Annotated in this window: 21 protein-coding genes; 1 reads left to right on the top strand and 20 read right to left on the bottom strand. The window is 32.7% G+C overall.

Features of this window, described 5'->3' with window-relative positions:
* Positions 1-11: 11 nt before the first annotated feature.
* Entirely contained in the window at positions 12-947 is a 936-nt protein-coding gene (locus tag HMPREF1518_RS09470) for a dihydroorotate oxidase (protein ID WP_033585741.1), read from the bottom strand.
* Positions 948-1,179: 232 nt separating this feature from the next.
* Here HMPREF1518_RS09470 and gdhA point away from each other — a divergent pair, with 232 nt between their 5' ends.
* Positions 1,180-2,526 (top strand): NADP-specific glutamate dehydrogenase, encoded by a 1,347-nt coding sequence (gene gdhA, locus HMPREF1518_RS09465; RefSeq protein ID WP_033585740.1) that lies wholly within the window; start codon positions 1,180-1,182, stop codon positions 2,524-2,526.
* Between the two features lie 96 nt (positions 2,527-2,622).
* Here the strand turns inward: gdhA and HMPREF1518_RS09460 are convergent, their stop codons facing one another.
* The 19 genes from HMPREF1518_RS09460 to HMPREF1518_RS09370 form a co-directional block, all read right to left on the bottom strand.
* Positions 2,623-3,267 carry a TetR/AcrR family transcriptional regulator gene (locus tag HMPREF1518_RS09460; RefSeq protein ID WP_033585739.1) on the bottom strand — a complete coding sequence of 215 codons (645 nt, stop codon included), beginning with the start codon at positions 3,265-3,267 and terminating at the stop codon, positions 2,623-2,625.
* A gap of 16 nt (positions 3,268-3,283) precedes the next feature.
* Positions 3,284-4,288: an NADP-dependent oxidoreductase gene (locus tag HMPREF1518_RS09455; protein WP_033585738.1), complete on the bottom strand. Its 1,005-nt coding sequence runs from the start codon at positions 4,286-4,288 to the stop codon at positions 3,284-3,286.
* A gap of 212 nt (positions 4,289-4,500) precedes the next feature.
* Entirely contained in the window at positions 4,501-4,869 is a 369-nt protein-coding gene (locus tag HMPREF1518_RS09450) for an EXLDI protein (protein ID WP_033585737.1), read from the bottom strand.
* 63 nt (positions 4,870-4,932) lie between these two features.
* Positions 4,933-5,835 carry a DUF2268 domain-containing protein gene (locus HMPREF1518_RS09445; protein WP_033585736.1) on the bottom strand — a complete coding sequence of 301 codons (903 nt, stop codon included), beginning with the start codon at positions 5,833-5,835 and terminating at the stop codon, positions 4,933-4,935.
* A 251-nt stretch (positions 5,836-6,086) separates the two neighbouring features.
* Positions 6,087-9,668 carry an ATP-binding protein gene (locus tag HMPREF1518_RS09440; protein WP_033585755.1) on the bottom strand — a complete coding sequence of 1,194 codons (3,582 nt, stop codon included), beginning with the start codon at positions 9,666-9,668 and terminating at the stop codon, positions 6,087-6,089.
* 326 nt (positions 9,669-9,994) lie between these two features.
* The gene (locus HMPREF1518_RS09435) at positions 9,995-11,182 is read right to left on the bottom strand and encodes a tyrosine-type recombinase/integrase (protein ID WP_033585735.1); all 1,188 of its coding nucleotides are present in this window, start codon (positions 11,180-11,182) and stop codon (positions 9,995-9,997) included.
* Positions 11,154-11,423 carry a DUF3173 family protein gene (locus HMPREF1518_RS09430; protein ID WP_003042127.1) on the bottom strand — a complete coding sequence of 90 codons (270 nt, stop codon included), beginning with the start codon at positions 11,421-11,423 and terminating at the stop codon, positions 11,154-11,156. The genes HMPREF1518_RS09435 and HMPREF1518_RS09430 overlap by 29 nt, the downstream gene beginning before the upstream one ends.
* Before the next feature lie 271 nt (positions 11,424-11,694).
* Entirely contained in the window at positions 11,695-11,919 is a 225-nt protein-coding gene (locus HMPREF1518_RS09425; protein WP_033585734.1) for a helix-turn-helix domain-containing protein, read from the bottom strand.
* 103 nt (positions 11,920-12,022) lie between these two features.
* Positions 12,023-13,852 carry an SAG1250 family conjugative relaxase gene (locus HMPREF1518_RS09420; RefSeq protein ID WP_033585733.1) on the bottom strand — a complete coding sequence of 610 codons (1,830 nt, stop codon included), beginning with the start codon at positions 13,850-13,852 and terminating at the stop codon, positions 12,023-12,025.
* Positions 13,839-14,204, bottom strand: coding sequence for a MobC family plasmid mobilization relaxosome protein (locus HMPREF1518_RS09415; RefSeq protein WP_000401235.1), 366 nt, complete (start codon positions 14,202-14,204; stop codon positions 13,839-13,841). The genes HMPREF1518_RS09420 and HMPREF1518_RS09415 overlap by 14 nt, the downstream gene beginning before the upstream one ends.
* Positions 14,205-14,208: 4 nt before the next feature.
* Complete coding sequence (locus HMPREF1518_RS09410) at positions 14,209-14,565, bottom strand: SAG1252 family conjugative relaxosome accessory protein (protein ID WP_033585732.1); 357 nt, start codon at positions 14,563-14,565, stop codon at positions 14,209-14,211.
* Positions 14,566-14,935: 370 nt separating this feature from the next.
* Positions 14,936-15,637 carry an MgtC/SapB family protein gene (locus HMPREF1518_RS09405; protein WP_003042140.1) on the bottom strand — a complete coding sequence of 234 codons (702 nt, stop codon included), beginning with the start codon at positions 15,635-15,637 and terminating at the stop codon, positions 14,936-14,938.
* 96 nt (positions 15,638-15,733) lie between these two features.
* The gene (locus tag HMPREF1518_RS09400; protein ID WP_000793419.1) at positions 15,734-16,735 is read right to left on the bottom strand and encodes a LacI family DNA-binding transcriptional regulator; all 1,002 of its coding nucleotides are present in this window, start codon (positions 16,733-16,735) and stop codon (positions 15,734-15,736) included.
* A gap of 129 nt (positions 16,736-16,864) precedes the next feature.
* Positions 16,865-17,227, bottom strand: coding sequence for a hypothetical protein (locus HMPREF1518_RS09395; protein ID WP_000870371.1), 363 nt, complete (start codon positions 17,225-17,227; stop codon positions 16,865-16,867).
* A 94-nt stretch (positions 17,228-17,321) separates the two neighbouring features.
* The gene (locus HMPREF1518_RS09390; protein WP_001191972.1) at positions 17,322-18,032 is read right to left on the bottom strand and encodes an MgtC/SapB family protein; all 711 of its coding nucleotides are present in this window, start codon (positions 18,030-18,032) and stop codon (positions 17,322-17,324) included.
* Positions 18,033-18,034: 2 nt separating this feature from the next.
* Positions 18,035-19,726 (bottom strand): ABC transporter permease, encoded by a 1,692-nt coding sequence (locus HMPREF1518_RS09385; RefSeq protein ID WP_033585731.1) that lies wholly within the window; start codon positions 19,724-19,726, stop codon positions 18,035-18,037.
* An 11-nt stretch (positions 19,727-19,737) separates the two neighbouring features.
* A complete protein-coding gene (locus HMPREF1518_RS09380; protein ID WP_000589129.1) occupies positions 19,738-20,748 on the bottom strand; it encodes an ABC transporter ATP-binding protein in 1,011 nt (336 codons plus the stop codon).
* Positions 20,749-20,851: 103 nt separating this feature from the next.
* Positions 20,852-21,931: an extracellular solute-binding protein gene (locus HMPREF1518_RS09375; RefSeq protein WP_033585730.1), complete on the bottom strand. Its 1,080-nt coding sequence runs from the start codon at positions 21,929-21,931 to the stop codon at positions 20,852-20,854.
* 37 nt (positions 21,932-21,968) lie between these two features.
* The gene (locus HMPREF1518_RS09370; RefSeq protein ID WP_000793817.1) at positions 21,969-22,625 is read right to left on the bottom strand and encodes a DUF1868 domain-containing protein; all 657 of its coding nucleotides are present in this window, start codon (positions 22,623-22,625) and stop codon (positions 21,969-21,971) included.
* Positions 22,626-22,681: the final 56 nt, after the last annotated feature.

The raw sequence follows: 22,681 nt of genomic DNA, 5'->3' as shown, positions 1-22,681 counted from the left end.
TTTTATTAAACTTAATCAATATAGCGCAATTTCCCACGGAAATCTTCTAGACTCTCATACCCTTTTTCCGCCATGATTGCTTTTAGTTCATTGGTAATGCGTTCAAAAGCACCGGCGCCTTCTTTGTGAAGAGTAGTCCCTACTTGCACCATACTCGCACCGCAGAGGATGTGTTCAAAGGCATCACGACCCGTCAGAACACCACCCGTTCCGATGATTTGGATTTGCGGATTTAAGCGTTGATAAAAGGCGTGCACATTAGCAAGAGCAGTCGGTTTAATATACTCTCCACCAATTCCACCAAAACCATTTTTAGGACGAATCACGACCGACTCGTCTTCTATATAAAGGCCGTTTCCGATAGAGTTAACACAGTTAACAAACTTGAGCGGATATTTGTTGAAAATAGCTGCCGCTTGGTCAAAGTGAACAATATCAAAATATGGTGGTAATTTGATTCCAAGAGGTTTGGTAAAGTAGGCAAATACCTCTGACAAGATACGGTCTGTTGTTTCGAAATCATAGGCAATCTGAGGTTTTCCTGGAACATTTGGGCAAGAGAGATTAAGCTCTGTCAGTCCTTTAAACTCGCTCTCTTCAACTTTTTTCAAGATGGTATGTGTCTCTTCTGGAGACATGCCGACTAGAGATAGGAAGAAAGTTCGGTTTGGCTCTTTTTTCTGCAAGTCCAAAAGATAGTCCAGATAATAGTCTAATCCATTATTTGGCAAACCCATAGAATTGATAGAACCAAGTGGAACATCCTGGTAACGTGGCTCAGGATTGCCCTGACGAAAGTCCAAGGTCGCAGTCTTCGTAACAAAAGTTCCTGCTGCTGAGTTTTTGACCCCTTCTAGTTCCTCTATCGTCATACAAGCCACACCCGCTGCATTCATCAAGCAATTGTCAAACTCAAAGCCAGCTATTTGTGTTTTTGTTGATACCATGATTCTGATCCTCCAGATTCCTTTTATTTCTAATATTATACCATACTTTAAGATTTTCTCTTTGAGAAAGTTATTTCTAGAGAAAACGTTCGTTTTTTTGATAATGCTCTTAGTATTGACTGAATATAAATTGAAAGAATTTTTAGAAAATTTTCGTTTTTTTCTTTACAGTGAAAAAAAATTCTGCTATAATGGCTCATGTAATAAAATATGACAACAAAAGGAGAACGATATGACATCTGCTAAAGAATATATCCAAAGCGTGTTTGAAACTGTAAAAGCTCGTAACGGGCATGAGGCTGAATTTCTCCAGGCGGTTGAAGAATTCTTCAGCACTTTGGAACCTGTATTTGAAAAACATCCTGAGTATATCGAAGAAAACATCTTGGCACGTATCACTGAGCCTGAGCGCGTAATTTCTTTCCGTGTTCCTTGGGTTGACCGTGATGGAAAAGTCCAAGTCAACCGTGGTTACCGTGTTCAATTCAACTCAGCTGTTGGACCATATAAAGGCGGACTTCGTTTCCACCCTACTGTAAACCAAGGGATCTTGAAATTCCTCGGCTTCGAACAAATCTTTAAAAACGTCTTAACTGGACTTCCAATCGGTGGAGGTAAAGGTGGATCAGACTTCGATCCTAAAGGGAAGACTGATGCTGAAGTGATGCGCTTCTGCCAAAGCTTCATGACTGAATTGCAAAAATACATCGGACCATCTCTTGACGTACCTGCTGGTGATATCGGTGTTGGTGGACGTGAAATTGGTTACCTTTACGGACAATACAAACGCCTTAACCAATTTGATGCTGGTGTCTTGACTGGTAAACCTCTTGGATTCGGTGGTAGCTTGATTCGTCCAGAAGCAACTGGTTACGGTTTGGTTTACTATACTGAAGAGATGCTCAAAGCTAACGGTAACAGCTTTGCTGGTAAGAAGGTTGTGATTTCAGGTTCTGGTAACGTGGCCCAATACGCTCTTCAAAAAGCAACTGAACTTGGTGGTACTGTCATCTCTGTATCTGACTCAAATGGTTATGTCATTGACGAAAATGGTATCGACTTCGACCTTCTAGCAGATGTGAAGAATAACCGTCGTGCACGTTTGACTGAATACGCTGCTGAAAAAGCCACTGCTACTTACCATGAAGGTTCTGTATGGACTTACGCTGGAAACTACGATATCGCTCTTCCATGTGCAACTCAAAACGAAATCAATGGTGACGCAGCTAAACGTTTGGTTGCTCAAGGAGTTATCTGCGTATCAGAAGGTGCTAACATGCCTAGTGACCTTGATGCGATTAAAGTCTACAAAGAAAACGGAATCCTTTACGGACCTGCCAAAGCTGCCAACGCTGGTGGTGTAGCTGTATCAGCGCTTGAAATGAGCCAAAACAGCCTTCGCCTTTCATGGACACGTGAAGAAGTTGACGGCCGTCTCAAAGACATCATGACCAATATCTTCAGCACAGCTAAAACAACCGCTGAAACATACGGTCTTGGTACTGATTACCTTGCAGGAGCAAATATCGCTGCCTTCGAAAACGTAGCCAACGCTATGATTGCACAAGGTATTGTTTAAAATTCATTTGCTTAATCCTCAATCATTATGATTGGGGATTTTTATGTTGGCTTCAAAAAAGCTCACTATTTAAAATAGTAAGCTTAAAATCAAGATTTATTTTACCTCTACTAAGGCAAAAGACAGGCATTCAACTATTTCATTTACTGCTTCATCTATGTCTAGGTCCTCATTATTATTCAACATCATTGGAAGAGCATAAGAAAGACTCAAAGCTAAAATATAGCGAACAATTCTTTCATTTGACCAATCTCGGATAACACCATTTTCTTTAAACTGATTCAGAACTGGACTAATTGGCTTAATGATAGAGTGAACAATGACATTCCCTAACTGGTCAGAAATAGTTTTATCAATAAAAGAACGACTCAAGAGAATTTTAACTTGCATTTGATTCTCCTGAATGAAAACCAGTCTATCTCGAACAATGCTTCTCAAAAATAGCGGAAAAGACTCTTGGTTTGCTGTAAATTTCTTCTCAGAAAAATCAGCAATCATATCTGGAATAACCTGTTCGAGAAAAGTTGACAGAATAGCTTCTAAGATGCCTTCCTTAGTTTTAAAGTAACTAAAAACTGTCCCTTCTGAAACTCCAGCCTCCTTAGAAATAAGGCTAGCTGTTGTATTTTCAAAGCCAATTTCTGAAAATAGCTTTAGACTTGATAACAATACTTGACGTTGTTTTAAACTCAAGTTGCTATTTTCTAATGTCTGAGCATACTTTTGTTCTAAACTTTCCATTGCTGGCACCTCTCTGCTACTCTCTTACTTTTACAACCTTCTTACCTCGAGTATGTCCCGACTTCAGGCTACGATATGCCTCTCTAACTGACTTTAGAGAAAAATCATAAACCTGGTCAATATTCAGCCGAACCTTCCCATCTGAGACCATTTCCGCTAGAGTGTTAAAATCATCATATGTAGAATGTCTCGGACCCGTGAACTGAGCTCCTCTTATCATAACATATGGTGAAGGTACTAGCGTTCCAATAGCCGTGCCCTTCAATCCTAAACTGAAAGCCAATTTAACATAATCACTTCCATAGCAATCCAAGAATTTTGTAATTGGCTTTGTACTTGCTGATAGAAGAGCATTCTGGATGTTCTCTTCGTAAGCTACCGGTATGGCACCTAAGGACTTCAGATATTCTGAATTTTTCTTACTTGCAATTCCAATAACTGTCGCACCTTTAGCAACTGCATACTGTACTGCGATACTTCCAATACCACCTGCTGCTGCTGAAATAACTACAACATCTTTAGAGTTTAGCTCAATCTTTCTAAAAGCACCTCCCACTGTTAGAGAGGCTACACCCATAGTAGCTGCATGGTACATATCAATCATCTCTGGTTTCAACACAATTTCTGATTCATTGACACAAACTTCTGTTGCCAAAGCTCCCCTCTTGGTCCCCAATCCAGGGTCACTGATCATTGTTCCAAAAACCTTATCCCCTACTGCAAACCGTCTTACTCCTTCACCAATTTCTGTGATGACTCCAGCAAAATCCCGACCAACACCTCTTGGAAAAAGAGATGATTTTGACTCAAACCAACGACTTGGATGCCTTAGTTTCGTCATAAAAGATAAAAATCTAAGTGGCTTTGCCCCCTCAAAAGTCTTATAATCAATAGGATTTAAACCAACAGCATGAACTTCTACCCTAACTTGATTCACTTCCAAAACATCAGATTTAATGTTCACCAAATCTAGCACTTCTTCATCACCGAAACGACTATATTGTATTGCTTGAACAACCATTGTATGAACTCCTTTACACATCTACAAAATTGAGTGAGCGCTCAATCATTTTTCTTGATTATACACTTATTCTTCATAGATTTCAACTATACTGTTTCTACAATTTCTAACTAAGTTAGCTGTTCATGATAAAAATAGATCTATTTTTATCATGAAAGATTATCAAACTATAAATTAGAGAAATCCGACTGCTTATAAAAGCAGCCGGATTTTTATATATCTAATTTTTCAAAAAATTTGCCTGTTGACTGCTTTTCTTTTAACTTCTCCAGCAGTTCATTTTCCAGAAAAGGACTTAGTTCGTCAAAATCTTGGCAAACCTTAAAAACCGTCTCTCTATCCATCTGACCATAAGCTAATTCGTAATAGTCCTTATGATGATTCCAGTTCTGATCATAGTTGACATCTGTACGTTGATAGTAAACGATGTTTTGCTTCAGAGTCAGGTAAAGCTTCTGTGTTAGAATACTTTTCTGATCTTTGGACAATTTACTGCGACTAAAAATCTTAACACCTTGAAAAATCTTGCGCTCATGGATACCTTGATTTGTGAGTTTTAATTCAACTCTTTTATAGTGCATATAGTCACCTCCAGAAATTACCTACATTATATCAAACTCTGGCAGATTTGCAAGCAAAAAGTGTCATTTCCAAAAGTCTTTCGTCGCCTCTAAAATCTCTTCTGTAGGCGTCACTGTAGCCTCAATAATGTTCTTGCCAGTCTTTTTCAGATAAGCTTGTATCAAATGATAACCATAAGCATAGCCTGCAGCATAGGGCATTCCAACCGGTATTTGACCTTGAATCTCAGCAATTTCATCACCGTAGAGATAAGGAGCCATTTCCGCCATACCTGTTAGCTGAAGCTGACTTGAGATGATGGGCTTAATCTCTTCTAACTGCTCTGGACTGGTTGAAGTGACCCAAGATCCGATTAGATCTTTGCCATAAAGCTCAGCTGCAAAAGACTCTGCCAATCCTTCACTGACTACCCAGTCTGCGAGTGTCGTCTGCTGATTCCATTTGATAAATTGGAAACGGACATTATGGTTACACTCATGAGCTAACGCTGCTTGTACTCGTGGCAAAGTATAGTCATTCGGTAGCAGACTAAGCATGAGGTAACCTGGAATTCCACCATCTCCGCTATAACCCTTATTGAGCTGTAACATGGCCTTTTCAGAGTTGCCCAATAAAATAGTAAAATGGTAATCCTCAACCTCTAAATCATAGCCAGCTTGCTCAAAAAGACCAATACTCCTCTTGATGGTATCTTGACAATTTTGCCAGAGTTGATCAGAGCTCAGAGCGTCGATAGCTGGTCTATCCTTTTCCGAGAGAGTTGCAGGCAACTGATTCATAAAGCCAAGTAGAAACAGAGCATCAAATCCTCCAGGATACTTCGCTTTTAAAGGAATGTGTTGAGTTTGGTATTTCGTTGCAAAAGGTGCTAATATTTTGGCTCGAAAGCAACCTTCTCTCTTTTCTAAGGGTAGCTCTAGCATCTCTTGATAAACTTTATCCGAACGAATCATATTAATTTTCATAGTAATCTCCTTTCTTATCTACTATTAGTATAATCCCTTACCTAAGGTCGGAGTCAAGAAGAAAATCGAATTTCTATCAAGATTCTAGTAACTGTTAGAAAAAAGCACCCTAGAACTTTCGTATCAGACTATAATTTCAAGTAGGTTTACCCATTTTAAATCAAACCAAATATTTCACTAAAATACTATAAAACAGTAGAATTTACTGATTTTATCTAGCACCTTAAGAAGTAATAAATATAAATTATAATTTAAAACTCCTTTTCCAATTCTCTTTCAATCGCATTGCGCTTGCCATCTATTAGTTTATCCAAGTACCATAACAACTTAATGTAGTCTATATCAGTTTCAAATATCTCTTTAATTCTTTCTAGGAGTTCTTTTTCTAATTCCAACACCGGAACGTGACTACCAGTAAAAAAATGTGAATAGGGACTAAAATGTATTTCTTGGAATGACTTCTTGCCAAATCCTTTAGCTCTGAGAAGATTAAATAGTATTAGTTTTTGATTGCTGTTTTCTAAAAATTCTACACCTAGATTGACCAATCTAATTGCAAATTGCTCATTGTTTGTTTCCTCAAGCATTTCTAATATGATCTGACTGTCATTTTTTATAATATCTTCAAGCATATTGTTATAGTAGTAATATGGCCTATTTATTGCAAAGCGGATAAACTTTTTATAAATTTCTTTCTTATCTCTAAATCCATTTATAGTATGTAATACCATGTATCCTAAATTAGAGCTTCCCATTTTTAGCTCATCAATTTTCTTCAATACTTCTACCGCAAAATTAATATCATTTCCTCCTAATTTTTGAAAAAGCTTATAGGTGTGATCCTTACTGCTCCCTAAATTGATTAAATACTGAGACTTTAAATCGTTTTCTCCAATTAGATTTATTAATTTTGGCACCTCTTCTTCTCTTATAAAATCAGAAATAACAAAATTTGTATTCCCAGCTTTTTGTATTAACAACTCTTTTAATCTAGGATCTTTCAAAATCAATCTCTCAAAATTTAAAATTGTAAAATAATATGGTAAAGAATTAGCTTCTAGAATACTCTTTAATGTTTGTATATCTTCATTTTTAACATTTTCAATTTGTGTTAAATAAGCAAGTTGCCATTCATATTTTTCTGATTCTGGAGAGGAATCAATAACAGACCGCATTGAACTTTTCTCAATATTTTCTAAAAAACTAATTGGATTCCTAGTTACGAAATGATAGTTTGATTTAAACATTAAATTTAAAAATTCAATTTTTTTCTCATTTTCTAATTGAAAAAACATATTGAATAGTACTAGCTCAATGTTATTGTCATTCATAAATAAGCTATGTTTGAATTGATTTGCAAAATTGAAAATATTTTGCCAATTGTTTGAATATCTATATGCAATTTCTTGTAGTCTTATTTTAACATCATCTTTATGAATCCAGATATGATTATGATTGGTCAAATTATTATATATATCTTGTCTCTCAGAAATCATATAATCGTCAAACACACTCGGTAAGTTTTTTTCCACTTCAGCTTTATGTAAAGTATAAACTATTTGTTCTTCAATCATAGATAAATTTTTTATGTCTTCAAAAAATAATTCTCTAATGTTTCTCAAATCTCTATTAATAGTCATACGATGACTTTCTGAATAAGTCAAAATTTTTCTTCTGTAATCATACAGTATTCTCTCAATATAAAGTCTAATATCAACACTTCCAACATTATATATCTTTGCTAAAAGTTTTAGTATACTTCTATGATACTCTTTCAGTTTTTCACTATCAGGAATGATACATTTCCTAAACGTAAATGATTCCTCATAAGCTTCTGTCCTATCGATAGTAATTTTAAAATACTGCTTCAAAATTGTCGCGCTTAATTCTTGATTATAACTTTTCATCAAATCAAGATTAGCAAGTTCAGAAATAGTATTTTCAGCTAAGGTATAATCAATATATTCTCTTTCTGTAACCAACCCGTAGTTTGCTTCAAGAATACTATAAACCTCAGAAATCTTATTAGGATTTTTATCAAAGTACTTTAACAATAATTGGAGAATTTGACTACAATATTTTGTCCGTGTAGTTACAAATACAATATTTAAAACTGAATCCTTAATAGATTCCTTTTTATCCTTCTGATTAATAAAATTAGTCTTTGTATAAGCCTGAGACTCTATATTATCAATTTTATTTTTAACGTGTGAAATTGCTTCTAGAGGAAGTAATACTCCAAATTGTATTAAAAACTTTTCTTTAAGCTCATCGCTTTCAAAATTACTTTCATTGTAATAATATGATTTAACTGCATCAGAAACGCCTTTTAAATCACCCTCTTTCCTAATAAAATTGGAACATTGATTTAGTATTTGAACAACTCTTTGATCGTTTACTGGATATAACTCATGTAAAATTTCTAAAATTGATATTTTCTTATTAATTAAAAACTTGATAACTATATAATCATCTAATGATTGATCTGCTATCTTTACAATTTTGTCGTTATAAATATTACACAACTCTCTCTCGTGAAGCTTCTCCACTGCACTCTTAAAGTCAGTATTTGTTATATCAGTTATTTTTAGTAATTTTTTGAATTCCTGGTTCTCTTCTAAACTTTCCAGTCTAATCTTTTTTAAGTAAGATAAAATAAATAAAGTCTTTTGTTCTGCATAAATAATGTTATTTTTATTTAAAATTTCTTCATAGTAATCTTTTAAAATATCAATCTCGTCATTAAAATTAGTCAAATCCCGAGAGCTAGATAACTTCGCTGCAATGACTGCAATACGCGGATTGCTTTTAGATATCGTTTTTATATGTTCAATTTCTTTATTGGTAAAATCGTTTCGAGAGAATTGATTGAGTAATTCCTTAAAATTATCATCTTTTATAAGTTCTGGCTCAATATTATTGTACCCATAAACTTTAACATTATTTATTATATCTTTTTTAGCATAATCACGTACCGTAAGAATAAACCGAATATTACTAGTCGTGTTCAGTAGCCCAAGTGTAGAAATATAATTTTGTGTAGTATTAACATCATCAATAAAAACAATATTTTCTTTGTGTAAATTTAGATTGCGTTTTACATCTTGGTAAATATCCTGATTATTGCTCTTGACACAAATAATGTTATATTTATTTCGATCGAGCAAAGAGCAAATTTCAATTGCTAATCTAGTTTTCCCTGTTCCAGGCTTAGCAGATATTAAGAAGATTCGTTTTTCACTTGATTTAATGGTATTTATAATTTCACTTACATCTCCAATATAGTCATTTGATATAGGTGCATTAATTTTACTCTCATCATGAATTCTTATGAAGTCATTGATAGACCAAACTTGCTCTGTAGATTCACTGATTGATAGATACTCTTTTGCTAAATATTGAAAATCTAACTTTGTAAGATCATCAGCAATTTCATTAATTCCAATCAATTCTAGCTGATAAGGCTCAGCTATTTTTTCTAGATCTTCTTTTTGTTTAATTGTTATATTTGAAGAAGTATGACAACAAATAAGTCTCGCAACCTTATCTTCAGAAATATTTTCATCTAAAATTTTTTTCTTAACTGAATGAATATCTTCTTTTAATTTAGATATTATAGATTTATGTGTACCATACATGATATAAACATATTTACCTTTTTCCTCAGCATAAGAATCAGGAATTCCTTTAGTAGTCTTATCCGTTCCTTCTTGTGAACCTAATGAAACAATTTTTAAATTGTATTTTCTTCTCAGGTACGCATCACCTAGTTTTTGAAATCCTCCTCCCTCTAACTCTTTAATACCTTGTTCAATTTTATTTATTAAACTCATCATAATAACCTTTCCAAAAATGTAGTTCGATATTATTATATCATACTAAACCAAACAATGAGTTATAGATCAAGGAAAAAACCAGAGACTGTACTTCACCAATGTTTAATGGAAAGCCTATTATTCAAAACTTGTTTGTCTCTTAGATAAATTATAAAATAGTTTGCCCCTTTTTTGCCCTTCTCGAACAAAAAGAAAAACCGCTATTCCTAAGAATAGCAGTTTAATCATGTTTTTAAGCTACAAAAGTAGTTGCTCTATTATTTAAGAGTAACAATTTGCAAATCCTATTTTCCCCCAGTATTAGTGGGTTAATTCCTCAATTTTCAACTTTGGCAGGAATTTGGTAGGTAAATTGATAATCCAAGATTATCTAAACTGTTTGTAATCTCTTCTGAAATTGTTGAATCACCTGAATAATACCAGTGACTATATGTATTCAACGTAGTTGACTTATCAGCGTGTCCTAATCGATATGAAACATATAAAGTATCCTTATGTAACACATTTATAAGATAAGATGCATGACTATGTCTTAATCCTTTACCTGTAATTTCTGGTACACCAGTAATCTTAGCATGCCTTTTTATTATCCTGGAAATTGTAGACTTACACAAGGGGGCACCAAAACGTGATACTACATAATCTTTATCATCATTCTTGATTTGAACTTCTCGCCATTTTTTAAGTATTGTAATCGTAAAATCATCTAAATCAATTTTACGATTCCCTGCTATTGTCTTTGTTTGTTGTTTAGCATACCATACACCGTTTTTATCTTTTTCAATTGTCGAATGAACATGAATCCATTTACCTTCAAAATCAATATCTTCCCATTTAAGAGCAATACCCTCACTAACTCTTAAACCAGTCATAAAATATAACCAGATTGTCATGTAGTTATGGAGTCCCTCATACTCACTAATATCAAAAGAGTTTATTACTTTCTTAAATTCATCAAAAGTCCAAAATTTTGTATCAGGGTGCTTTCCTCTAGGATTATCTAATCCTTTAAAAGGAACTCTATCAATATAACCCAATCTTTCTGCATAACCCAGACATGCTTTAAATCTAGACCACATATTTTTAGCATAGTTACTAGAATACTTGTCTATAATAGCTAAGCGAAATCTTTCACAGTCAATAGTACTAATATCTGATAATTTTTTACTACCAAATTGCTTAATAAATAACTGATGATGTGGTAAAGCGGTCTGATAAGTTACAAATTGAACTTTTTGTTGATAATATTTTAAATAAATCTCTTCCATAAACTCTCTAAAAGTTAGAAAACTATTATTAATAGTAGAGTTCACAAATTCATGTTTTAAACGAAGTATCTCTTCATATGCTTCCTTAAAAGAATTGAACGGTAGTCCCTGTTGATTTTTCCTTCCTTTCTTTTGAATTCTTTTCCCAGTTATTGGATCAACTCCTAATTCAATTTGAAAATAAATTTTTCCTTTTGAATCTTTGTATACACCTTTATATTTCTTTGTCTTTGATATAACCATTTTTCTCACCTTCTATATCTGAAAAAGAAATACCAATTAAATTTTCTACAATATTTTTAGGAGCAATGCCTAACCTTTTATTATTGAAAGGTGAACATCCTAATTGTACCGCATTCTTATCATTTTTTCTAGCTTCTTCAAACTTTTTTACAGCAATCTTTTTTGCTTGTCTAATAATATTTCTCGATGTGTGCTCTGGAAAACCAATCGCAACTAAATCTTTATAGTTTACAGTTTCCATGATTTTATTACTTCCTTTCTTAGATATTTTACCTCCATGGCATGACTGATGAAGTCATCATAAGAATTTCACTTGCTGCTCTTTTACGGTGGCAGCCTGAACGGTCAGAAGTATCATTGTATATCATTTGTATCATGGCATATAAAGTATCGCTCTATTTTATTGATGGTTTTAAAATCGCTCTTATCATGGCGAGCCATTCAAATCTGCTCCACAAATGAGGAAAGTACCATTTTGGACTATTCAATTGTCAATGTGCTTTCTTAACCTACTACTTTTTGAAGTAATGGTCTTCTTTGTTATCCACTCGACCTACAAGGTAGTCTAAGCTTACCTTATAAAAATCTGCAAGTTTAATAAGGTCATCTATAGAGATTAACCTGGTACCTGACTCCATTTTAGAATACGCTGACCTTGTACAATTCAAGACTGTTTTAGCAATATATTCTTGTGTTAAATCAGTATCCTCACGTAAACCTCTAATCCTTTTCAACATCCAATGTCTCCTGAAACAAGTATAATATAGTTATTTTCTTATTTTGTGAAATGTGACAAATTGGCACATTAAAGTCTTCTATATATACTTTTTAGGAAACTATTTACTCCAGAGTTATCTCGGTTTCATTACTAGATTTCGTATTTTTTACTTTCTTATACTTCTTTATCGTACGATTAAACTTTTCAAATAAGTTTATAATTTCTTTATGCTTCTCCTTCAGTTTTTCAATTCTTCCTTTATATATGTATAAATCCTTCTCTATTGTATCTACCGAACTTTTACCTTGAATATTTTTTTCTAAATTCCCAGAACTATTTGTCGTATTATTCAACAATATTTCCTCTAAATTAGTTAAATCATCAATTTTATTTTGGACTTGTTCAATCATATTCTCTAGATATGATATTTGGGCAATGAAATCATTTGTTATATCTTCAAAATCATTCGGACTATTTTCCGCAGATATAAGAAAATCTAATTGTTCTATTTTTTCTTTAATTCTGCTAAGAGGAATTCTTCTATACATATACTGCGGTTCATACTGAAGATTAAATTGCCTAATCAAAGTTTTACCTTTCATAAAGCGATTTTTTTCTGCTGAATCTTTATAGTATACATAGTAAGAACTAGTTTCTCTGAGAAATACTTTAACTTTTTCTTCTTCCATATTGATTTGAATATTTGGTACAAAAATAAGTCCTTCTTGTCGGATGCCAAGATGTACCTTAATGTACATTCCATCGTCTACTACTTCTTCTATTTGATTAAGATTCAACTCTACCTCAAATTCATGAACTGCATCCCTATTTCTCTTGAAATCTTGATAGGATTTCCATACCACCTCTTCTGTCGGCAACTCTTTTTCTTTAATTAGCTTTTCTTCATTGTAAAGTTCAACTAAATTTTTATTATCTAAGACAACAGTTTCATTTTTGTTATTAAAATAGTCTTGAAAATAACTAACACTATACCGATTCGTTTTTACCAATTCCTGCTCTGAAATCTTAATCTCATCAAATTCAAATTGAACATGTTTTTCTTTCGGAATTATTTTTAATCCAAAATATTCTGCTCTTTGAATCAATTCATTCATATTCTTCATTTTCGGAAGTAAAAATTCTAAGATGTTTATGGTTTCCCTTTGAACAAACTTTTTCTTAAAATAAGTTTCATTATAAGGTTGTTTTCTACTCAATTTACTATCACGTACGACTTGTTTCATATTTGAATCAGTCATAAAAAAAGTGACATGCTTGTGTCTAAAATCAATTTTTAAATGTAAAGCTTTTGCTTTTTTCTTGAAATCTTCAAAATTTTTCGAGTTCTCGATTAGAAAATATACTCGTTGTTTTATTTCATATTTGTAATTTGTTTTGCGATAAACTTCATACTGACGATGCGAATAACGATTTTCTATAATTTTTGCCCCTGCAATTTTTGAAAGACGATCAGAAACCATTCGTAGATTATGTTCTGCCTTATAATCCCATAGAAACTTTTTATCAGAATTCTGATCAATTGAATTTAGGATGATGTGATTGTGGATATGCTCTTTATCGACATGAGTTGCTATAATGAAACGAAATATACCTCCTGTCAACTCTTTAACTGTCTCATAACCAATCCGATTGATTTGTTCAGGAGTGAGATGGTCATCTGGAGAAAAGGACTGAATGATGTGATGAGAATGAATTTTTCGTTGATTTACTTCTTGCCTATCATGACGAAATTCATAAAGAGTATCATTACTTAAAAAATTATCATTGTACATCTTCACTAGTTCTTTATAACTAGGAAAATCTAAATAATTTCTCATACCAAAATCTGAAACTAGTGTTAGATTGTTTGTTTTACTTGGATTCAAAATATATTTGATTAGTTTACTACGATAATTTTTTCCATGAATCGCAAAGTGTTTAGTGATGACCATAAAATTTCCTCAATTTTTCAGATTGAATAAGAAAATCTTTCTCCACTTCTACTATTAACTCTTCTATACCTTTTCTCAACTCATTTAATTCAACTTCCGTTATTAAATTCGAATAATTTATGCTTCTGGCTATTTGATTAATATTATTTCCGATTCGTTTTAATTCAAAAATCAAATCTTGATAACTATTTGTATCAATGGTGATAAAATTCATACCAGGATCTAGTAGAGTTCGTCTAGCATATTCTGAGAATGATAAGCAGTTACTTTTTGAGATATTTTCATTTAATTTGACTAATTCTAGATCAGATAAAAAGACTTTTTTTAAATTCGTTCTATATCTGTGTTCCACTGTACTACCTCATATATTTGTTACGAAAATTTTCACTAAGAGGACTTGTTTTTTCTACCTCTTCAATTAATTCCTGAATACAGGTTAACAATATAGAAACATGTTCTTGAGTAACCTGATGATTTATTTTAGCAATTATTAATATTTCATGAACATCACGGCTAATTTGTTCCAACTTTTGTTTTTTCCAAAGGTTGAACCATTTTTCCATCTGTTTTTGTCCATCAGACAATAGTAAGCTTTTACGGAGAAAATCAGAAAAATTATCCTCTCCTTTCTCTCTCATTAAATCTAGTATTTGTTTTTCTTCCGTTTCTGTTAAGCGAAATTGTTTCCGAATACTACGTATATTTCTTTTCATATGACTTTTCCTCCTTCATTGATACCTTTACTGACAATGTAAGCTTACAGACACTGTCAGTACGTTTTACAAAATAGATTCATTATTTTTGTAAGGCTTTGCGAGCTCAGATATTGTGTCCACAATATCCCAAAAATCATATCGCTTGCCATTTCAAACCATACTGTTCAAAAGACAAACGATATGAAAATATGGTGGCTAGCCCCCAAACCCCCAACATAAATCTAAATTAAATAAAGTATAACAAATACTATTTGAAAAAATTATCACAGAATAAAAGAGCCCTAACGGACTCTTACAAGCTTAAATCTATTAGAAACAAAAGATAGTTGTACTTTTTTTAGAAAAATAAAAATTTTAAATAGAAAATTTAACTCTTCATATAATTTTTTAATTTAAACTCTTTTATTTTTAGATTCTTATCTTCATTAAGCAAAAAAGCTTCAATATCTAATATTGAAATCTCCTTATCATTCTCAATAGAAATCAAAATATCATAAGAATCATTAGATAACTGTTCTTTCAACTCAACATTAGATTTTTTGAAATCTAGTGCACCAAGGTTAGCATAAATTTTACCAGCAAGAGAAATATCATTTGTTTCTAACACAATCTTCGCTTGATAAATTACATGATTTCTTACATTACTATGTGTCACTAATTGCACCAGAACAACTATAAAACTACAAAAAGAACCAAATATCCAAAAATCAGCACCAATTGCCATACCAATACCAGCTGTAGCCCATATACCAGCAGCAGTAGTTATTCCACTAATTTTCTTATCTCGAGTAAAAATTATTCCTCCACCTATAAAACTAATACCACTAACAATTTGAGCTGCAACCCGAGAAGTATCATAAGATGGTGTATCTAAAAATGCTTCTTTTGAAAGAATCATCATTAAAGCCGAAGTTAAAGCGACAATTATATGAGTTTTTACTCCAGCTTGCTTATTACGTGCCTTACGTTCATAACCAATTGCCCATCCACATGCACAAGCAATTAATATTGAAATAACATGCCTTAACTCGACAATACTATTAAATGAATGATTAAAAATTGTAGACATTAATCCCTCCTACTCTAAAATGACATCGGTGTCATAAGTTGTATTCTACTACTTTTTTAATATTTTATCAAATAAAAAATCGGTATTTTTTACCGATTAAAAGCTTTGTCTTCTAATAATTTTTGAAGATATTTCAACGGATTCTATATTTTCACCGTTAATGATTGCTAAAACACCTTCTATCATTTTTTGGGCTAACATAGCATAATTAGGAGAAATAGTAGACAGTGCTGGAGTATAATATTGCGAAATAGGAATATTATCGAATCCAATTATTGAAATATCATCAGGAATGGTAATCCCCTTCTCATAGCATGCACGAATCAGCCCTTGAACCTTCTCATCCCCAGAAACAAATATCATATCCGGATGATTTTGATTAGATAAATTATTTATAGCATATGAATAAACTGAATCAATTGTAGTTAAACCATAAATAACTTGCAAATCCATTAAATAATTTTTATCAGTCAAAAAAGTACGAATACCTTTTTCACGATCCTTATTAACAAGAGATTCCCCTCCCATAAGTAACAACATACTTTTAATATTCTCTTTTGTTACTAATTCCATCATATCATAAGTGGCTTGAAAATTGTTATTAGATACATAAACAACATCAGGTGTTCGAGATTCTCCAAAAACTATAAAAGGCATATTATTTTTCTGTAAATAATTAATCCGAATATCGTCTTTACTTTCATAAAATACTATTACTCCATCTATTAAGCTTCCTGTACTTGAAATTATTGAATTCCTAATCGTATCTTCTTCACCAAAGTATTCAACAATAGCGTTTACACCAAACTCTTTACAAGTTTGTAGAACTCTATCTAGTAAAGTTTGAAACCAAATCAAGGGAAAAGAATCAATCTTTTTAACGGAAATCAAAATGTTTGTAGTTTCTTTCTTAGTCAAATTTTTTGCATATGCATTTGGAACATACGACAACTCATCAATGACTTTTTGAATAGCTCGATAAGTTTCTTCTTTTACCTTTTCACCACCGTTAATAACACGTGAAACAGTTTTTGGAGAAAAACCTGATAAATGCGCAATATCATAAATAGTTACCTTTTTATCGTTTAAATTTTTCACTTTAGTCCTCCATTTATGATTTATCTAATTTTATTATACAATATTTACTTTTTTTAACAAGAGAATTTAGTAAAATATTTTAATGTATCTTAACAAAAACTTTAATTTCAAAATTTTCTATTTTATACTCTATTCTTCCGATTCAAAAAAATAACATTGACAATTAAAATTTTTATTCTTTACAATTTTTTCTACTTCACAACTGATAAACTTGTATGAAAATAACTTACCACGAAAATATAAAAAATCATTTTCGGTAAAATCCATTGAAACTATAAAAGTATCTAATAACATTTGGACATAGCAGTCTAAGATCGGAATAATCTTTTCCTTAACAATAACTTTTGCTAATATATCATCAGCTGGTAAAGAAGACGAAAATACAATTTCACAAATATCATAAAAAGAATGAAATCTATATACTTGCACTAAAGAATTATATTCAAAATACGTTATTCTTCCACAGTCAAAATTAATATTATATACCTTCATTTATGTTTATCCTTATACTTTGCAAATAATTTCGAGTCAATTATCACCTAAAAAACAAAGGGACAAGAATAACTGCCCCTTTGTTTATTCTATATCAACTAACTTCTTCCACATAAATAACACCAACAATATTTGCTATTTCTTCCATTAGTTTAAGATGTTCAAACTTACCTGAAAGTTCTAGAGTCATAAATGATGCTATTCTTTTGTCTGGAACATCAAAATATTCAATTCTTTCAGAATTAACATCTCCAAAAGCAGTTCTTGAATCATTCAATCGAATTCCATTTTCTGCACAATAAACTAATACTCGATTATATGCCTCAGTAGATTTAACTACAATATATAATTCAATAACTTTTGAACGACTTTGAAGATATTTTTTTAAAGGCTGAAACATAGAAATCACACTCCACACAGAAATAGCTACTAACAGAGCACCTTCATAAAAACCTACTCCAATAGCTAAACCTATTCCTGCAGAAGCCCAGATTCCTGCTGCAGTTGTCAGACCCGTGACCTTCTTTTTATCTGTGATAAGAATTGTTCCAGCTCCAAGAAAACCAACACCAGAAATAACTTGAGCACCTAAACGTGTCGGATCTCCTGTTCCAAACTTATAAGATACAAATTCATTAGTCATCATAATCAAACAAGCAGCCATACAAACGATACTATGTGTACGAATACCTGCTGGTTGAGATTTACTTCCTCTTTCTAAGCCAATAATACTTCCAATGACCAAAGACAACACGACTCTAATAATAATTTCAATGTATGATAGTCCCATGCTGGATGATTGCATTACTATTTCCTTTTCTTACCACGCGGTCTCTGTGTGAAGTACAATACAGTTCCTGAAATAATCATTAGAACAATTGTATAAACAAATACAAGAGCTTGTGCATTAGATGTTGCTGTTTCATCACCTGCAGAACGAATCGTAATACCTAATGGTTGAGCCAATGGATGATAAAGGAATACAGATAAATCGAAATCGGTCAATAAAGAGTTAAAGTTGAGTGCGATAACAGAAAGAACTACCGGCAAGATGAAAGGAATAATAACCTTCATCATTGTGTAAAATGGTGAAGCCCCCATACTTCTAGCAGCATCCTCCATCTCATCATCAACACTAAATAAGATTGCACGTACCATTCTATAAGAGAATGGAATTTTTACAACAATATAAGCGATTAGCAAAATTACTAAACTACCAACTAGAATCTGGTTAAAGACTAAAAGTTGAGGTTGGTTGAAAGTGAACAATAAACTAACTGCTAGAAGTGTACTTGGTAATAGCCAAGGAAGAAGAGCTCCGTATTCGAACAAGAAATCAAATCGAGTTTTATGTTTACGAACTACTCGTGCAAACACAACAGCAAGAACTGTTGCAGTAGTTGCTGCAATGATAGAATATATAAAGCTGACTAGGAATGGAGAAAACGCAGCACTATTACTAAAGAACAATCTGTAATTATCAAGAGTAAAGTTTGACAATGATAAGTTTCCTGACTGTATTGCAACTGGGTCAGTAAATGAATACAATACAATGAAAATCAATGGTAACATGAAAACAGTGAACAAAGCATAAGCAACAATATGTGCAATGATATTCCATGGTTTAGATGTGATTTTTTGTTTTTTCAAAGGTGCTTTCGTTTTAGAAATAGAAATATAATTTCCGCCTTTTTCGATCTTGTTCATAATAGTAAGCAAAATCGTAGTGGCAACACCCAAAATAATTGCTAGAAAGGCGGCTAAGTCACGAGAATTTCCCATTCCAGCAAATGTTATGATCATTGGGTTAATAGTTTGGAATTCTTTCCCACCAACAATCATAGGTGCTGCTACTGCTGATAACCCACTTAGAAAAACCATAATTGTCAGAGCGAATAAAGTAGGAATAAGAGTTGGCAATACTACTTTTCTAAACACTGTAAATGGTTTTGCACCCATATTACGTGCAGCTTCAATAGTATGATAGTCTACACTACGAATTGTATTAGTTAGGAATAAGGTGTGATTAGCAGTACCAGAAAATGTCATAATAAATAGAACTGCACCATAACCAATAAACCAGTTAGGATCTAAAGATGGAATAATACCTTGTAAAAATTTGGTAATCATTCCATATGGTCCATAAACGAATTTATAACCAGTAGCCAAAACTACTCCACCGTAGATTAGTGACGTCATGTATCCTAGTTTTAATATTTTAGCTCCTTTAATATCAAAATATTCTGTAAACAATACACAAAGTACACCAACAACATTAACAGTTATAATTAGTGAGAATGCTAACTTAAAACTGTTCATAATACTCTGAATCGCACGTTGAGATTTAAGAGCTCGTTGTACGACATCAAGTGAAAACTCCCCACCTTTCACAAATACATTAACTACTAAATCAAAATTTGGATAAATGATGAAAGTTACCAAGAACCAGATTAAGCCTAAACGAATGAGCCAATCTTTCCAATTTAATTTATGACGCATACTGCACCTCCTTAAAATTGCAGAACGTCTGATGGTGTGATAAATAATTCCACACTTTCTCCGACAGATCTAATAGCTGACTGACTATCGATACTTGTTACATTAAGAATTTGATTTTCAGATACCTGAACAGTATAGTGAATTGTAACTCCTGAAAATTCCACATCAATAATTGAACCTTTTAAGACAAAATCCTGATCCGTTTCACGTTTGAAGCGAACTTTTTCTAAACGAATGTAACCTTTTTTATCTTCCAAAAGAACATGAGCATTATTTAGAAGAATTCCGTGAACAGTTTCATCTGTAAGTACGTTAATGTCTCCAATGAAATCACATACAAATTCTGTTTGAGAATTATGATAAATTTCTACTGGTGTTCCCACTTGTTCAATAAAACCATTATTAAAAACAGCAATCCTATCAGATAGCGTTAACGCTTCCTCTTGGTCATGTGTAACATATAGAGTCGTAATTCCCAATTCTTTTTGAAGACGTTTCAACTCTTTTCTCAAATCCACACGTAATTTTGCATCTAGGTTTGACAAGGGTTCATCCAAACATAGGATTTTAGGTTCCAGAACAAGAGCACGAGCTAAAGCTACACGCTGCTGTTGTCCTCCAGATAATTCTGAAACGTTACGTTGCAATTGTTGATCTGAAATCTTAATTTTAGCAGCCACTGCAGAAACCTTGGCTTTAATAACATCTGGAGCAACTTTTTTAACCTTTAGACCGAATGCAATATTATCAAAAACTGTCATTGTTGGAAATAGTGCGTAAGATTGGAATACGATCCCGATTCCACGTTTTTCTGGCTCCATATGAGTAACATCTTTCCCATTAACCTCAATGCTTCCAGATGAAGGGTCTAAAAAACCTACCAAAGCTCTCAAAGTTGTTGATTTACCGCATCCAGATGGTCCAAGGAAGGTAAAGAATTCTCCTTCCTTAATATCTAAATTTAGATTATCAATCGCGATAAAATCACCGTATTTAATTTGAATGTTATCAAATTTAATCATATTACTAACTTCCTTTACTTATAAATGAAAAGTCTCTCTTAATTTCTCATGTAGGTTTAGAAACTTTAGAGAGACCTGGAATTTTAAAATTTACACTTATGTCCTATTTTACATATTCTAGTTCAGCTTTTTCAACCCATTCATCCAAATGTTTTCCAACAGCTTCCCAATCAATATTTTGCGGTTTCACTTGATCAACAAATTTCTTAGTAGCTTCTGGTAACTCTTTCACTGCCTCAGTATTTGCAGGAATAGAACCAAAGTTTTTGCTGTACTCTACTTGAATTTCTGTTTGACCAAACCAATCAATAAATTCTTTAGCTAAAGCTTGTTTCTTACTAGTATTCAAAATCATTGTTTGTTCAGTTACAAACGGAACACCAATTTCAGGAGACATTACTTTAAATACAACATTTTGTTCTTTTTGTCCAACTAATGCACCAGAACCCCACATCATACCGTACTGGATTGGGTCATCCTTATCTAACATTTTAACAATTGAACTTTCACCCTTTTGAAGAGTGTACGCATTTTCCAAATATTCTTTAGCTGCTTGCCAACCTTTTTCAGAAACGCCTAATTCTCCTTTATCATCGAGATAGCGAACAAGGATACTTGCCAAGATCGCACGCCCTGTTCCCCCTGAAAGTCCAGAAATTGAATATTTACCTTTATATTTGCTGCCTAACTCAGTCCAATCTTTAGGCATTTCAGTAACATCAGGAGCGCCAATCAAGACCAATGGCTGAACAATTACAGGATTGTAGTAGTTATCTTTATCTGATAGAGATTGGTCAATTTTATCTAACCATTTAGGTTTGTACTGTACCAATAATTTTTGATCTCTAATTTTATTTGAATCAACAGCTCCAATACCAAATACCATATCAGCTACTGCATTATTTTTTTCAGCAATAACACGATCGGCCAACTGAGCACCTGGAATGTCAACCATTTTAATATTGAATCCAGCTTCTTTAGCCTTAGCAGTTAACCAATCCCCACGTCCGTTTGAAACAGAGTTAGAATAAATTACTAATTCTTGGCTCTTGTCAGCTTTTTCTTCTGATTGAGGTGTATCGCTCGAAGAATTTGATGAATTAGTTGAACCACTTGAACATGCTGCCAATGTTGTAACCGCAACCCCTGCAGCTAAAAACGATAATAATTTAGATTTTTTCATATGAAATCTCCTTTTTATTTTTAATTATAATTTTATTTTAAAATTTTTCGCAATATGGAACAAAACGTCTCATATCTTCAAATACTGTGTAATCGATACGATTTACTGTAATGACAGGAATCTTTTCAAGCAGAACTTCGGTTAATTCCTTTTTCACTTTAGTAAACTCTTCATTTTCTTCTTCAGTTAATGGAACTCGAAGATATCCAATTGAGATATGGAATTGATAGCGATCATGATTAGGGAATCGAACACCTGCTTTTTCAGAAACATATGTTCTAATTTCTTCTAATCGTTTAGCTGATTTCTCATCGGCTGGTTCTACTAAAATGTTTTGATTTCCCATTTCAGTCACACGCATATGAATATCTTCGTTTAGCAATGGGAAAATTTCTAGTTGTTTTGCAAAGTAATCATGAATTTCTTGTAATGGCGTATCCAATGGTAGATGGCTACTCCAAAATTCTGGCTCACGATTTTCATGGCAAAGCAATTCAATTACAGTCATATGAATAGAATCTCTTGGAGTTAATGTGAATTTATCTATAAATGGTAACTCTCTATAGCGTGATTGAATGATATCAACAACTTCCATCAAATCTGAATTAGTATAAAGATTTGCTACAACTGTATTCCCCGGGAAATGATTAAATTCCCCGTTCTCTTTGAACTTAATTTTTGTTAAGTTTTTCATAAAAAGACCTTCTTTTTTATTTTTTGACATCGGTGTCATTCATATTTATATTATAC

The sequence above is a fragment of the Streptococcus sp. SR1 genome (assembly GCF_000526075.1).
Taxonomy (GTDB): domain Bacteria; phylum Bacillota; class Bacilli; order Lactobacillales; family Streptococcaceae; genus Streptococcus; species Streptococcus halitosis.
The sequence above is the reverse complement of the archived record's forward strand: the minus strand, read 5'-3'. Positions and strand labels throughout refer to the sequence as shown.